This window comes from Novosphingobium sp. (assembly GCF_040398825.1).
Classification (GTDB): Bacteria; Pseudomonadota; Alphaproteobacteria; order Sphingomonadales; family Sphingomonadaceae; genus Novosphingobium.
Genome location: NZ_JBBATI010000003.1, coordinates 64790 through 79784 on the forward strand (window position 1 = coordinate 64790; position 14995 = coordinate 79784).

Below are 14995 nucleotides of genomic sequence, written 5' to 3' on the forward strand. Positions count from 1 at the left end.
CTTTTTGATGCATTCGACAGGAATGGCCATTCTGGGGCCGGTGGTTGCGCTGGCGGGCTGGACCATGGTGATGTGGGTGTGGATGTATGCCACGCGCATCCCGGCAATTGGCAAGATCCCGCAATCGGGCGAACCCGGCGCCGATCAGGGCTGGACCGGGGCCATGCTGGATGATCTGCTGCCGCGTAAAACCCAGTGGATCGCGCACAATTACAACCATTTGCATGAGGCGCCGACGGTGTTCTATGCCGTCGCGCTCACGCTGGCGCTGCTGCATTGGGGCGATGGTTTCAACGCCTGGCTGGGCTGGGCATATGTCGCGTTGCGCATCGTGCATTCGCTGTTTCAGGCCACCGTGAACAAGGTCATGCCGCGCTTCATTCTGTTCGCGCTGTCCAGCCTGGTGCTGATGGCGCTGACGCTGCACGCCGGCATGGCGGTCTATTTCGCCAGCTGATCGCGCGTAAAATAGCTGGCCAGCTCGACATGGCTGGACCAGCGGAACTGCCCCACCGCGCGCAAGCCTGACAGGCGATAGCCGCCGGCGATCAGCGTGGCGGCATCGCGCGCCCAACTGGCGGGATTGCAGCTGATATAGACCACCCGCCCGACGCGTGATGCGGCAATCTGTTCGATCTGATCGCGCGCACCGGCGCGCGGCGGATCGAGCAGCACGGCGGCAAAGCGGTCAAGCTCTTCGCTGCGCAGCGGATTGCGAAACAGGTCGCGGTGCAGCGCGTGAACCGGCCGCCCCCATATCCGCGCTGCCGACTGGCACGCCAGATGCGCGTCACGCGCAGCCTCTGCCGCCAGCACTTTGACCCCTGGCGCGGCCAGCGCAAACGCAAACGTGCCCAGCCCGGAAAACAGGTCGGCGACGGTGGCCGCGCCGTGCAACCATTCGCGCGCCGCAGCGATCAGCGCCGCTTCGCCATCGGCGGTCGCCTGCAGGAACGCCTGTGCTGGCAGCGGGACCGCGGTGCCACCCAGCGTAATCGTCACCGGTTCGGGTTCCCACACCGTATCGGGGCCATAGCCGCTGTCGATGGTCAGCCGGGCCAGCGCATTGTCGCGGGCGAAATCCAGCATCGCTTCGGTCGCGGCCAGCCCTTCGGTCTCCAGCCCCGTCAGGCCCAGCGCCACGCCCTGGTCGGCCAGCGTCATTTCAATATCGACCGCCAGCTTGCGATCGCCGCGCCGGGACAGCAGGTCGCGCAAGGGGGCGACCAGCGCGAACAGCGCCGGCACCAGCACGTCGCACTGTTTCAGATCGACCACGCGGTGCGATGCCGCTTCACGAAAACCGACCACCACACGTTTGCCGATCGCCATCGCGTGCAGACTGGCGCGGCGGCGGCTGTGCGGCGGGGACAAGTGCGCCGGCGGCATCTCCCCCGGGTCGATCCCCTGCCCGCGCGCGGCACCGGCCACGCGGTCACCGACGAACGCGGCCAGCGCGCGCGGCGACAAATGTTGCAACTGGCACGATCCGCAGGCGGGAAAGTGCCGGCACACCGGATCGACATGGTCGGGGCCATGGGTCAGGCTGCCGTCCGCCTGCAGAATGTCGCCGGGGGCGGCCAGCGGCACGTGGCGGCCATCGGCGGTGGCACCGTCGCCCTTGGCGGCGACGCGGATGATTGTTCCTGGATCTTGGGTCACACGAGTGCCCGTACCGCCTCTTGCACCCATTGGGCAAGGTCGGACGCAGCGAAAGCCGGGCCAGCGCGACGCGCCGCCTCTGCATGCAACCACACGCCCTCGGCTGCGGCGCGCCACGGATCGCGCAAAACCGCCAGGCGGCTGGCAATAATGCCGGCCAGCACATCGCCCGTGCCCGCAACCGACAGCCAGGGCGTGGCGCGCGGCGCCACCATGATGCGGCCATCGGGTGCGGCGATCACCGTATCGGGGCCCTTGGCAACCACCACCGCACCGCTCGCATCGGCCAGGCGTGCGGCTCGGTCGCGCTTCTGCCCGGCAGAATTGAGCCCGAACGCACGTTCCAGCGGGGCCAGTTCACCCTCGTGCGGGGTCAACACCAGCGCCACACCTGCTGCGGCCTGGCCGGGGCGCAGCAGCATCAGCGCATCAGCATCGACCACCGTCGGCACACCCGCGCCCAGCGCCACCGCCAACCGCGTGCGCGCCTGCGCATCGCGCCCAAGCCCCGGCCCGACCAGCACCGCAGCCACGCGTGCATCGGCCAGCGCCAGTGCGAACCCCGCATCACCATCACGCTGCACCACCAGATCGGGCGGCACCGCCCCGGGGTCGGTCCCGGCCAGCAGTTTGACATAACCGGCCCCGGCATGGCGCGCGGCGAGCGTCGCCAGCACTGCTGCGCCGGGCATCGCCCCGCCAACCACGGCCAGCAAACCGCGCCGATACTTGTGCGCATCCGCCGCAGGTGCTGCGATCTTTGGCGCGTACAGCACTTGCGCCGCACCGGGCATCGCGCCGCACCCGATATCAACCAGTCGCAGCACACCCATGCTGGCCGCGGCCGGCATCGCATAATGCGCGTGTTTCCACGCCCCCAACGCCAACGTCAGGTCATAGGCCAGCGCGGGATTGAGGTTTGCGCCGCTGTCGCTTTCCACACCGCTGGGCACATCGATGGCAATCCGGTAGGTGTGCTGCAGGGCGATCGTGGTCAGCATGGCATAAAGTTCGTCATCGATCGGCCGGGCCAGGCCGCTGCCAAACAGGCAATCGACGAACACCTGCGCGCCTGGCGGTGACACCGCCATACCATCGTGGATTGCACCGCCAAACGCTGCGCGCGCGGCGATCGCGGCCGGGGTGCGCGGTGGCAGTGCCGCGATAACCTGCACCGGCACCCCACGCGCCGCCAGATGCTGTGCAATGACATAGCCATCGCCGCCATTGTTGCCCGGCCCGCACAGCACGGTCACCGGCCGCCCCGCCGCCATGCGGAACACCCAGTCACCCGCGCCATGGCCGGCGCGCTGCATCAGGCTGTCAACCGTATCGCCCGCATCGATCAGCGCCTGTTCCGCGCCGCGCATCTGTACCACGGTCAGCACCTGGTGCGGTGCAAGCCCGTGGGCGGGATCAGGGTGTGGGCGCAGCATCGGGCTTTACCGTGGCGGGAAAGCGATAGCGATCGGTGCCCACTGTTACTTCCAGCCGGCCATCGGCGATCCATGCCACTTGCGCCTGTTCGATCCCGTCGGCGGCCACCACCCCGCGCCCGTCATCCACCTTGCGCAGGCGGCGAAACCCGCCGCCGGGCTGGTGTACGACCAGCACCGAACCGGCCTGTTCCACCTGGCATTGCGCAGCAAACACGGTTGCGCCACCCACGGCGCAATCGATCACCCGCATGTCGGGTTCAGGATCGCCCACAGGGCGGCCGCAACCGGCCAGCAGCAGCACCACAATCAGGCAAGACACTTTGCGCATGACCAAAACCATCCGGCGGTTTGCCCTGCCGGTCAAGCGGTTAGCGGGTCTTGATCCGGGACAGATCACGCACCGCACCGCGCGCGGCGCTGGTTGTCATCAGGGCATAGGCCTGCAACGCCAGTGAAACCTTGCGCGGGCGGGCCTTGACCGGGGTCCAGGCGTCGGCGCCGCGCGCCTCTTGGGCGGCGCGGCGTGTGGCCAGCACGGCATCGTCCACGTTCAGCGTGATCGCGCGGGTGTGGATGTTGATCGTGATCATATCGCCGTTTTCGACCAGCGCGATTGTGCCACCTTCTGCGGCTTCGGGCGAAACGTGCCCGATCGACAAGCCGGAGGTACCACCCGAAAAGCGCCCGTCGGTGACCAGCGCACACGCTTTGCCCAACCCTTTGGATTTGATGTAGCTGGTGGGGTACAGCATTTCCTGCATCCCCGGGCCACCGCGCGGGCCTTCATAGCGGATTACCACTACGTCGCCCGCCTTGACCCCACCGGTCAGGATGCCGGCAACCGCCGCGTCCTGGCTTTCATAGACCACCGCCGGGCCGGTGAAGACCAGAATGCTGTCGTCAACCCCGGCGGTTTTGACGATGCAGCCATCGACCGCGATATTGCCGGTCAGCACCGCCAGGCCACCATCGGTGGAAAAGGCATGCGCGACATCGCGGATGACGCCAGTGCTGCGATCGAGGTCAAGCTCGTCCCAGCGCCGGTTCTGGCTGAACGCCACTTGCGTGGGCACGCCGCCCGGTGCTGCGCGATAAAATTCCTGCGTTGCGGCCGAAGTGCTGCGGCCGATGTCCCATTGTGCCAGTGCATCGGCCATGGTGCGGCTGTGCACGGTGGGCAAATCGGTGTTGATCAGTCCACCGCGTTCCAGTTCGCCCAGCAGCGCCATGATCCCGCCTGCGCGGTGGACATCCTCCATATGCACGTCGGACTTGGCCGGGGCGACCTTTGACAGGCACGGCACGCGGCGCGACAGCCGGTCGATATCGGCCATGGTGAACGGCACTTCGCCCTCGTGCGCGGCGGCCAGCAGGTGCAGCACGGTATTGGTCGATCCGCCCATCGCGATGTCCAGGCTGATGGCGTTTTCAAACGCGGCAAACCCGGCGATCGTGCGCGGCAAAGCGCTGGCATCATCGTGTTCATACCAGCGGCGCGCCAGATCGACGATGGTGTGCCCGGCCTGTTTGAACAGGCGTTCGCGGTCGGCATGCGTGGCCAGTACCGAACCATTGCCGGGCAGCGACAGGCCCAGTGCCTCGGTCAGGCAATTCATCGAATTGGCGGTGAACATCCCGCTGCACGACCCGCAGGTGGGGCAGGCCGAGCGTTCGATCGTTTTTACTTCTTCGTCGGTATAGCTGTCGTCGGCGGCGGCCACCATCGCATCGACCAGATCGAGCGCGACCTCTTTGCCGCGCAGCACGACTTTGCCGGCCTCCATCGGCCCGCCCGACACGAACACCACCGGGATGTTGATGCGCAGCGCGGCCATCAGCATGCCCGGCGTGATCTTGTCACAGTTGGAAATGCACACCATCGCATCGGCGCAATGGGCGTTGACCATATATTCTACGCTATCGGCGATCAGATCGCGGCTGGGCAGCGAATACAACATGCCGTCGTGGCCCATGGCTATGCCATCATCCACCGCGATGGTGTTGAATTCCTTGGCCACGCCGCCGGCCGCCTCAATCTCGCGCGCGACCAGCTGACCCAGGTCCTTCAGGTGGACATGACCGGGCACGAACTGCGTGAACGAATTGACCACGGCAATGATCGGCTTGCCAAAATCGCTGTCCTTCATGCCTGTCGCGCGCCACAGGCCGCGCGCGCCGGCCATGTTGCGGCCGTGGGTGGTGGTGCGGGAACGATAGGCAGGCATGGCGGGCTCCGGGTACTGCAAAGGTGGTTTCTGGCTGCGCATTCCCTAGCCGAGCGCAGCAGGACAGTCGAAAGGTATCTTTAAAGGCTGGCCTGCACGGCGCGCATCAGCCGTTCCATGCGGTCGGCCCAAACCCGCTGCCCCGCCGCGTCGCCGATCAGGTCCTGACGAATCTCCACGCCCACATAGGGAATGCCGCGCGCTTCGGCGTGCCGATCCATCGTCGCATTCAGCAATTCGCCCGAATAGGGTTGCTGATCACCCACGACCAGCCCCGGTTCGCCCGCCAGCCAATCCAGCGCCAGGCCCGCGCCACGCCGGTCACGGTTGTACAGAATGCCGATATGCCAGGGCCGCGCTTCGTCGGGGCGGCTGGCCAGATGCGGGGTAAAGCTGTGCAGCGACAGGATCAGCGCCGGCTGCATCCGGTCGATCAGGTCGGTCAGGGCGGCATGATAGGGCCGGTAAAACCGCGCCAGCCGCGCTTCGTGCCCGGCATGATCCAGCGCGTTGCCCGGGATGGCATGGCCGTCGCTGGCAATCGGCGCCACCGCCGGGCCGTGTTCATCGCGGTTGAAATCGCATACCAGCCGGCTGACATTGCCCAGAAATGCGGCAAAGGCGGGGCGTTCCACCAGCAATTCGGCGATTTCCGCCACGCCGATGTCGATCGCGATATGCTGGCCCAGCAGCGCCGGGGCGATGCCCAGGTCGATATCCGCCGGCACCTGTGCCGATGCGTGGTCAGCCTCGATCAGAATGCCGCCCGGTGTGGTATCACCGATCACGCGGAAAGCTTCGTTCATCGCAAGTTCCCGCACAAAGTCCACCATTCCGGGTGATCGGCCATGATCTGCCGCGCGGCACGATCGCGGCCAACCGCATAGTCAAACAGCGCAAAGCACGTCGCCCCCGATCCCGACATGCGCGTCACGCGCGCTCCGGTCTGGCGCAAGGCATTGAGCACGTCACCAATGACAGGGACAAGCGCGATCGCCGGCGCCTCAAGATCGTTGCGCGCGTCCAGCCAGTGCACCGGGTCGAGCGGGCCTTGATCGATCCCGTCCCATCGGCGAAAAACCGGTCCGGTCGGGCAGGCAACTTGCGGATTGACCAGCAGCACTGGCGCACCGGCCAGTCCATCAATCGCAAAATCGACCACGCGATCACCAACACCAGACCCGAAACACGTGCGCGAAAGACCGCAGGCCGGAACATCTGCACCCAATTCAGCGTCAAAATCGGATGCCCGCCAGGTTACCCGGTGCGGCCCCCAGATGCGTGTCGCCAACCGCAGCGCAGCCGCCGCATCCGCCGATCCGCCGCCGATCCCCGACGCGATCGGCAGATGTTTGTCGAGCGTAAAGGCCAGCCCGGTGGTGATGCCGTTGTATTTGGCCATCAGCCGCGCCGCCCGCAAAACAAGGTTGTCGGTTTCACCCGCCAGGGCCGCCGCAAACGGCCCGGTTACCGTCAGCGAAAAGTGTTCGGCCTCGACCGCGGTGAGCGTGTCGCCCGCATCGACAAAGGCGAACAGCGTTTCCAGGTCATGATAGCCATCCGTCCGCCGCCCGCGCACATGCAGCGCCAGATTGATCTTGGCATAGGCGGTTTCGCTGGTGGGATCAGCGGGCATTTACAATAACCTTCCGCGATCGTTCGACAAAAACACCCACGCCCGCGCATGCTCAGGCTGTCGGAGGATACGCACATCCGCCAGCCCGCAATCCCCTGACCTGCCGTCGCGCGTGTCCTTCGACAGGCTCAGGATGAGCGGGAATGGTATAGTGGGCCGACCCAACCCACATCACATATTGGGATAGTTCGGGCCGCCGCCGCCCTCGGGGGTGACCCAGGTGATATTCTGGGTCTTGTCCTTGATGTCGCAGGTCTTGCAATGCACGCAGTTCTGCGCGTTGATTTGCAGGCGCGGGTTGCCTTCGTCGATGCCCACGAATTCATAGACCCCGGCCGGGCAATAGCGCGCCTCTGGCCCGGCATAGAGCCGCAGATTGACCTCCACCGGCACAGTCGGATCAGTCAGCACCAGATGGCACGGCTGGTCTTCCTCGTGGTTGGTATAGGAATAGGCGACATTGGTCAGGCGGTCGAACGTGATCACGCCATCGGCCTTTGGATAGTCGATCGGCCGGTACAGGTCGGCCCGCATGGTCGCTTCGGCATCGGTGTGATGATGCATCGGCTTGAACGGATTGACCCGCAACACGCGCGCCCACATGTCTGCCCCGGCCAGCACGGTGCCCAGCGAACCACCGAATTTGGCAACCAGCGGCTGCGCATTCTGCACCAGTTTCAGCTCTTTGGCGATCCAGCTGCTGCGCACGGCGGCATCGTATTCGTTCAGCGCGTCGTGTTCGCGGCCCGTCGCGACGGCGGCAGCGATCGCCTCTGCCGCCAGCATGCCCGATTTCATCGCGGTGTGGCTGCCCTTGATGCGCGGCACATTGACGAACCCGGCCGAACACCCGATCAGCGCGCCGCCGGCAAAGGCCAGATGCGGCACAGATTGCCAGCCGCCTTCGTTGATCGCGCGCGCGCCATATGACACGCGGCGCCCCCCGGCCAGGATCTTGCGGATTTCCGGATGCTGTTTCCAGCGCTGGAATTCCTCATAGGGGTAAACGTAGGGGTTGGCGTAATCGAGCGCGGTGACAAACCCCAGTGCGACCTGGTTGTTGGCCTGGTGATACAGGAACCCGCCGCCCCATGATCCGGATTCGGACAGTGGCCAGCCCTGCGTATGCAGCACGCGCCCCGGCACATGCTGTTCGGGATCGATATCCCACAATTCCTTGATGCCGATGCCATAACATTGCGGCTGGCAATCGCGTTCCAGGTCATAACGCGCCTTGACCTGCTTGGTCAGGCTGCCGCGCGCGCCTTCGGCAAACAGCGTGTATTTGGCATGCAGTTCCATGCCCGGCTGATAATCGCCCTTTTGGCTTCCATCCTTGGCAATGCCCATATCGCCGGTGGCCACGCCGATCACCGCACCGGCGTCGTTGTACAGCACTTCGGCCGCAGGGAAGCCGGGGAAAATTTCCACGCCCAGCTCGGTCGCCTGTTCGGCCAGCCAGCGGCACAGGTTGCCCAGGCTGCCGGTATAATTGCCGTGGTTCGACATGAACGGGGGCATCGGCCAGTGCGGCAGCGCGACTTTACCGGTGCGGGTCATCACCCAGTGCCAGTTGTCGGTGACCGGCGTTTCCGCCAGTGAACAGCCCTGATCGCGCCATTCGGGCAGCAGTTCATCCAGCGCGCGCGGGTCAACCACCGCGCCCGACAGAATGTGTGCGCCGATTTCCGACCCTTTTTCCAGGATACAGACGCTGATTTCGGGATTGACCTGTTTCAACCGGATCGCCGCGCCCAGCCCGGCGGGGCCGCCACCAACGATGACCACGTCATAGGGCATCGATTCGCGTTCGCTCATTCTTCGCGCTCCGTCCTCGTTCAACACACCCGCCACAGCGCCATTCACAGGCGCGGGCCGGGTTAACCGCGTGATTGATTTGCCGGTTCGCCTTGAAAGAGGCGCCGACCAAGGTCAATAGCGCTTACATGGTTCCGCCCAATTCGCAAATCACCCCTGCAGACAGTGCCGCTCCGGGCCGCCCGCCGCTGGCGCTGGCGGATGCGATCGATGCCGCGCTGGCCTGGTGGCGCGATGCCGGGGTCGATGGCGCCCTGGGTGATGCCCCGCGCGACTGGCTGGCCACGCCGGACCAGCCCAAAAAGCGTGGCAGGCAAACCGGGACCGACACAACCGCTGCATCGCCCGGCGCGGCCCTGCCAACCCCGGTCGAAACCGCGCAGATTGGCGGCGGCCCTGCCGCCTGGCCCGCCACCATCGCCGAATTTGCACCCTGGTGGATGCAGGAACCGACGCTGGCACCGGCAGGCGCAGTGCGTGTGCCACCCGCCGGCCCGGTCGCACCGGCGCTGATGATAGTGGTGCCGATGCCCGAAGCCGATGACCACGATACGCTGCTGTCGGGCAAGGCCGGGATCATGCTGGACGGTCTGCTGGCGGCGGCGGGGCTTTCGCGTGCAGCAATCTATTGCGCCGCCGCGCTGCCGGCGCGAATCACCGCGCCCGACTGGAACGCGCTGGCAAACGACGGCCTGGGTGCGCTGCTGACCCATCACATCACGCTGGTGGCGCCCAGACGGCTGATTGTGTTTGGCCAGAACGGCATTTCAACGCTGCTGGGCAACGATTCAGCGAATAAGTCCCCCGGTTTACCGGTGATCAACCATAATGGTGCATTGCTGCCCTCGTTGTTTGCCTATGAACTTGATGCGTATGTGGCGCGCCCCGCGCTGAAGGCGGGTCTTTGGAAAAGCTGGCTCGACTGGATGCCGGCATGATCGAATTGGGACCTGTGATCACCGTGCCGATGATAACCCGATCCCGACCGGCAGAACGCCGCGCCATGGCAGATGGTTGCGCATGATATTTGCACAACGCCTTCGTCCTGTCGCGCTGGCCACAATCGCGCTGGCCAGCGTGGTCGCAGCCGTACCCGCGCATGCCAGTTCGGCCGCTGCCGACTATTTTCGCGCCCGGGCTGATCGCACGGCAGTGCCCACGCTGCTGACCCAGGACGATCGCGATTTTTACCGGCAGGTGTTTGCCGCGCTGTCGCGCCAGGATTGGGCATCGGTACGCGGCCTGCTGGACAAACGCCCCGACGGCCCGCTGCACCCGGTGGCCCGTGCGCAATATTACCTGGCAGCCGGATCGCCGCGTGCCGAATTGCAGCCGCTGACCGACCTGATCGCAAAAGCGCCTGATCTGCCATGGTCAGAGGCGTTGGGCCGGCTGGCCATCAAACGTGGCGCGACCGCCCTGCCCGCCGCGCTGCCCGATGCGCAGCAATTGTTCATGCAACCCGCCGCCGCCCGCCGCGCGCGGCCGCACCGTACCGCCGACGGCACGATGCCCGATACCGTGGCAACCGCGATCGAGGCGCGGATCAAGGCCGACGATCCGACCGGCGCACGCGTGCTGCTCGACGGGATCGATGCCACGCTGTCGGCCGAGGCGCGCGCCGAATGGCGGCAAAAGGTTGGCTGGGCGTTTTATATCAACAACGACGACGCGACCGCGCGCACCATCGCCGCATCTGCCTTTGATGGCGGCAGCGGCCCGTGGGTGGCCGAAGGGTTGTGGACCGCCGGCCTCGCGGCCTGGCGGCTGGCCGATTATCCCGGCGCGGCAGAGGCGTTTGCCCGCGCCGCCGGGGTGACGCAAAACCCCGAACTGACCGCGGCCGGCAATTATTGGGCGTCGCGCGCGTGGATGCGCGCGCAAAAGCCCGAACGCGTCGGGCCTTCGCTGCGCGCAGCCGCAGCGCAACGCGATACGCTGTATGGCATGCTGGCGGCAGAGGCGCTGGGCCTGCATGAAAGCGCGGCGGCGGCGGCCCCCGATTTCAGCGGTGACGATTGGCAAAAACTGCGCAACCTGACCAATGTCCGGCTGGCGGTGCAATTGGCCGAGGTCGGTGCCGATGGCCTGGCCGACCAGGTGCTGCGCCATCAGGCGCGGATTGGTGATCCCACGCTCTATGCCCCGCTGTCGCGGCTGGCGCGCGACCTGGGCCTGCCGGCGACGCAATTGTGGATGGCGGGCAATGCCCCGGCTGGCGCGCGTGCTGATGACGCCGCGCGCTATCCCGCCCCAAAATGGGTCCCGGCCAATGGCTGGAAGGTCGATCCGGCGCTGTTGTTCGCGCACACTTTGCAGGAATCGAATTTCCGTACCGAGGCAGTCAGCCCGGCGGGTGCGCGCGGATTGATGCAAGTGCTGCCGGGCACGGCGCGGTTGCTGGCGCGCGGCAATCCGGCAATGGACGGGCGCGACCGCCAGCTGGAATTGCCCGATGTGAACCTGGCCTTTGGCCAGACCTATCTGACCGTGTTGCGCGACAAGGCGGCGACGCAGGGCCTGCTGCCCAAGGTCATCGCTGCCTATAACGCCGGGCCGATGCCGATTGACCGGTGGAACAGCCAGATCCGCGACCATGGCGACCCGCTGTTGTGGATGGAATCGATCCCCTATTGGGAAACGCGCGGCTATGTCGCGGCGGTGATGCGCAATTACTGGATGTACGAACGCCAGGCGGGTGGCCCGTCGGAAAGCCGGCTGGGGCTGACACAGGGGCTGTGGCCAAAATTCCCCGGCATGGACGGCGCACAAAACGTGAGGGTCGCCGCGCGTGGCGATTGACCCCGAACGCACCTTCACGCCGATCCACATCGCGCTGCTGACGGTGTCGGACACACGTGGGCCGGATCAGGATACATCGGGCGATATTCTGGCCGACCGTATCCGCGCCAAGGGCCATGTGCTGGTGACCCGCGCGATCGAAAAGGATGATGCCGACCGCATCGCATCGCGGCTGAACAACTGGATCGATGACCGCGGGATCGATGCGGTGGTGATCACTGGCGGCACCGGGCTGACCGGTCGCGATGTCACGCCAGAGGCGCTGGACCGCGTGAAAACGCGCGATATCCCGGGGTTTGGCGAACTGTTCCGGTGGGTCAGTTATCAGACCATCGGCACATCGACAATCCAGTCGCGCGCCTGTGCGGTGGTGGCGCGCGGCACCTATATCTTTGCGCTGCCGGGATCGAACGGCGCGGTCAAGGACGGGTGGGACCGCATTCTTGACGAACAGCTGGACAGCCGCAACCGGCCCTGCAATTTTGTCGAGCTGATGCCGCGCCTGCTGGAAAAATAAGCAGAAGCGATACGCGGCCTTGCCGTTGGGCGGGGGGCATGCGACAGGCGTCGCCAAACTGCCAACAACTTTCGCTACAATCCCCAAATTCCCTCAAATCACCGAGGCATATCATGGCCCTGCTACAAGAAAATGCCGCTTTCCTGAAGGAATTTGCCGCGGACGGGCTCAATCTCGCGCTCGTGCGCGCGGTTGAATTTGCCCACGTGTTTGGCAATGCCGAAGATGCCGACGCCTTTGCCCAGGCCGCTGCCACCGATGAAGCCGATATCGATGTGCTGGAACCCGAAGATGACGGCGATCCGTGGGAAGTGGCAGTGACGCTGGAACTGCTGCCCACCGCCGAAACGATCACCGAGATCGAAGAGCGGCTGGATGCGCTGGCGCAAAAGCACAACGGCGAATCCGATGGCTGGGGCCTGTACGACGACGAATGAGCGCGGTTAGCGCCCCGCCCTTGCCGATGCTGGTCATCGGTTGGGCGCGGCGTATACCGGTGGCATGACGCCTGGCAGCAAACGTCTTGATCATATCCATGCCGCACGCGGTTTCGCCGCGCTTGCGGTAGTGGTGCAGCACGCCTGCCAGGTGGCGCAAGAGGGCGGCACGCCGCTGTTCCGGCCCATGCTCGACAGCGTGAACCTGGGCCGGTTTGGCGTGTTGATCTTTTTCATGATCAGCGGTTTTGTCGTGCCGTTCAGCTTTGGCAAACAACGCCCCTTGCGCAATTTCATGATCAGCCGGCTGTTCCGGCTCTATCCCGCCTATTGGGTGTCACTGCCGCTGCTGACGCTGGTGGCCGTGCACATCGGCCTGCCGCACGACCCGCTGACGGTGCTCGCCAATGTGACCATGCTGCAATGGTTTGCGGGGATTGCCAATATCGGGCCGGGCTATTGGACGCTGGCGTGCGAACTGATGTTTTATGCGATGTGCGCGGGCCTGTTTGCCTTGCGCCTGCTGTCGTGTCCGGCATTGATCGGTTCGGCAGTGCTGTGCGCGCTGGCCGGCGCGGTGGCGCCGATGATCATCGATACCGATGATCCGCGTGTCCCGCTCGATTTGTCGTTTTATTTTGCGATGTTTTTCATCGGGCTGCTGCTGCGGCTGGCATTTGTCGATCGGTCGCGCGCCGCGCTGTGGTGGACAGCTGCGCTGGTACCGCTGATCATGGCCACCGGCGTGGTGGTGGGCGGGGCAATCGTCCCGGTCGCCTCCAACGAAGGTGCCTATTTTTCCCCGCTTGCGCTGTCGGTCAGCATGGCGCTGCCAGTGCTGGTGTTCGTGGTCCTGCTGTGGCGCAAACCCGCGCCAGGCCCGATTTCCATGTATCTCGGCACGATCAGCTATTCGGTCTATCTGTTTCAGGATCTGGCCCTGCGGTTTTTGCCCGACGTCATCGCGCCCGGGCGATATCCGCTGGCCTACGTGCCAGCGGTGATTGCACTGACCGTGGCAATCGCAGCGGCAGTCTATCGCTGGGTTGAAGCGCCGACGATCGCGTTGGGCCGGCGGCTGACCCATGCCCCCGCCGCGACCGCAACCGCCGAACCGGGGCAGCCGCCGCACGGTTGACCACGCGGCACAATGTTCCTAATATGTTCCAATGTCATCACGCCTGCATCCTGACCCGACAATTGCCATCGGCGGCCATGTCGCTCGCGGCAGGGGCGCCACCGCCAACCATACCAGCGCGCGGTTTCGCCTGCCCGAACGTCAGGCGGATGGCGACTGGCTTGATCAGGCGGCTGCGATCGACGGCGCGCCGCCAAAACTGCGCACCCACGTTTCCATGCTTGCCGCACGCACGATCCTGTCGCGCAACACATCGCCGGATATTCCGTTTGACCGGTCGATCAACGCCTATCAGGGCTGCGAACACGGCTGCATCTATTGCTACGCGCGGCCAACGCATGCGTATCATGATCTGTCACCGGGGATCGATTTTGAAACGCGGCTGTTTGCCAAGCCTGATGCCGCAAAGCTGTTGCGGCGCGAACTGGCGGCGCGATCCTATCGCCCGGCGCCGATCGCGATGGGCACCAACACCGACCCCTATCAACCGATCGAGGGGCACTATCGCCTGACCCGCCAAATTCTTGAGGTCTGTGCGGAAACGCGCCATCCGGTGACGATCACCACCAAATCGGCGCGCATCTGCGATGATATCGACCTGATCGCAGACATGGCGCGCGACAATCTGATCGCGGTACAGATTTCGGTGACCACGCTGGATGCGCGGCTGTCCTCCACGCTGGAGCCGCGCGCCTCAACCCCGGAACGGCGGATCGACGCCATAGCCAGGCTGGTGGCGGCGGGCGTGCATGTCGGGGTCAATGTATCGCCGATCATCCCGGCGATCACCGACCAGTATATTGAGGCGATCATCGCGCGCGCGGCGCAGGCCGGCGCGCGTTCGGCCAGCTGGATCATGATCCGCCTGCCGCACGAAGTGGCGCCACTGTTCCGCACGTGGTTGCAAACGCACTTTCCCGATCGCGCCGACAAAGTCATGGCAACGATCCAGTCAATGCGCCAGGGCCGCGACAACGACCCGGCGTTTTTCACCCGCATGAAACCGCAAGGCGTGTGGGCCGATCTGGTGCGTACCCGTTTTCGCATAGCCCGCCAGCGCAGCGGCATCCCGCAGGAACGCGCCAACCTGGATTGCAGCCAGTTTCGCCCGCCTGCCCTGGATGGGCAGCTGACGCTATTTTGACCGTCTTGCCTGAAGCCCGCCCCCTCAGGGGGAGGGTTGGGAGGGGGTGTCCGACGTTGATGCCGATGCGCAAACACGCCCAGCATTGCTGCATGTGATTCCCGCCAGCGGCAGCGTCGGACACCCCTCCCCAACCCCTCCCCTGAGGGGCGGGGCTTTATCGCGTTGGGAGTCTAT

The 14995-nt window shown here is 65.4% G+C and carries 14 protein-coding genes; 7 read left to right on the plus strand and 7 right to left on the minus strand.

What is annotated here, in order from left to right; translation table 11 throughout:
- Positions 1-7: 7 nt before the first annotated feature.
- The gene (locus ABWP89_RS02670; RefSeq protein ID WP_353227007.1) at positions 8-457 is read left to right on the plus strand and encodes an MAPEG family protein; all 450 of its coding nucleotides are present in this window, start codon (positions 8-10) and stop codon (positions 455-457) included.
- Here the strand turns inward: ABWP89_RS02670 and ABWP89_RS02675 are convergent.
- From ABWP89_RS02675 to ABWP89_RS02705, 7 genes are all read right to left on the minus strand, one after another.
- Entirely contained in the window at positions 442-1692 is a 1251-nt protein-coding gene (locus tag ABWP89_RS02675) for a class I SAM-dependent RNA methyltransferase (RefSeq protein WP_502915215.1), read from the minus strand. The two genes, ABWP89_RS02670 and ABWP89_RS02675, sit on opposite strands and share 16 nt — an antisense overlap.
- On the minus strand, positions 1659-3098 hold the full coding sequence (locus tag ABWP89_RS02680; protein WP_353227011.1) for an NAD(P)H-hydrate dehydratase: 1440 nt from the start codon (positions 3096-3098) through the stop codon (positions 1659-1661). Before ABWP89_RS02680 ends, ABWP89_RS02675 begins: the two co-directional genes overlap by 34 nt.
- A complete protein-coding gene (locus ABWP89_RS02685) occupies positions 3079-3429 on the minus strand; it encodes a hypothetical protein (RefSeq protein WP_353227013.1) in 351 nt (116 codons plus the stop codon). The genes ABWP89_RS02680 and ABWP89_RS02685 overlap by 20 nt, the downstream gene beginning before the upstream one ends.
- Positions 3430-3469: 40 nt before the next feature.
- A complete protein-coding gene (gene ilvD, locus ABWP89_RS02690) occupies positions 3470-5326 on the minus strand; it encodes a dihydroxy-acid dehydratase (RefSeq protein WP_353227015.1) in 1857 nt (618 codons plus the stop codon).
- A gap of 80 nt (positions 5327-5406) precedes the next feature.
- A complete protein-coding gene (locus ABWP89_RS02695; RefSeq protein WP_353227016.1) occupies positions 5407-6132 on the minus strand; it encodes an N-formylglutamate amidohydrolase in 726 nt (241 codons plus the stop codon).
- Positions 6129-6962, minus strand: coding sequence for a 4-(cytidine 5'-diphospho)-2-C-methyl-D-erythritol kinase (locus ABWP89_RS02700; protein WP_353227018.1), 834 nt, complete (start codon positions 6960-6962; stop codon positions 6129-6131). Before ABWP89_RS02700 ends, ABWP89_RS02695 begins: the two co-directional genes overlap by 4 nt.
- A gap of 171 nt (positions 6963-7133) precedes the next feature.
- Positions 7134-8780 carry an electron transfer flavoprotein-ubiquinone oxidoreductase gene (locus tag ABWP89_RS02705; RefSeq protein ID WP_353227020.1) on the minus strand — a complete coding sequence of 549 codons (1647 nt, stop codon included), beginning with the start codon at positions 8778-8780 and terminating at the stop codon, positions 7134-7136.
- Between the two features lie 128 nt (positions 8781-8908).
- Here ABWP89_RS02705 and ABWP89_RS02710 point away from each other — a divergent pair, with 128 nt between their 5' ends.
- From ABWP89_RS02710 to ABWP89_RS02735, 6 genes are all read left to right on the plus strand, one after another.
- Positions 8909-9718, plus strand: coding sequence for a uracil-DNA glycosylase family protein (locus ABWP89_RS02710; RefSeq protein ID WP_353227021.1), 810 nt, complete (start codon positions 8909-8911; stop codon positions 9716-9718).
- A gap of 82 nt (positions 9719-9800) precedes the next feature.
- Positions 9801-11582 carry a lytic transglycosylase domain-containing protein gene (locus ABWP89_RS02715; protein ID WP_353227022.1) on the plus strand — a complete coding sequence of 594 codons (1782 nt, stop codon included), beginning with the start codon at positions 9801-9803 and terminating at the stop codon, positions 11580-11582.
- Entirely contained in the window at positions 11572-12099 is a 528-nt protein-coding gene (moaB, locus tag ABWP89_RS02720) for a molybdenum cofactor biosynthesis protein B (RefSeq protein WP_353227024.1), read from the plus strand. The genes ABWP89_RS02715 and moaB overlap by 11 nt, the downstream gene beginning before the upstream one ends.
- A 113-nt stretch (positions 12100-12212) precedes the next feature.
- Entirely contained in the window at positions 12213-12536 is a 324-nt protein-coding gene (locus ABWP89_RS02725; protein WP_353227025.1) for a ribonuclease E inhibitor RraB, read from the plus strand.
- A gap of 64 nt (positions 12537-12600) precedes the next feature.
- Positions 12601-13674, plus strand: a complete 1074-nt coding sequence (locus ABWP89_RS02730) for an acyltransferase family protein (protein ID WP_353227027.1) — start codon at positions 12601-12603, stop codon at positions 13672-13674.
- Between the two features lie 31 nt (positions 13675-13705).
- Positions 13706-14818 (plus strand): PA0069 family radical SAM protein, encoded by a 1113-nt coding sequence (locus ABWP89_RS02735; RefSeq protein ID WP_353227028.1) that lies wholly within the window; start codon positions 13706-13708, stop codon positions 14816-14818.
- The last annotated feature ends 177 nt before the right edge of the window (positions 14819-14995 follow it).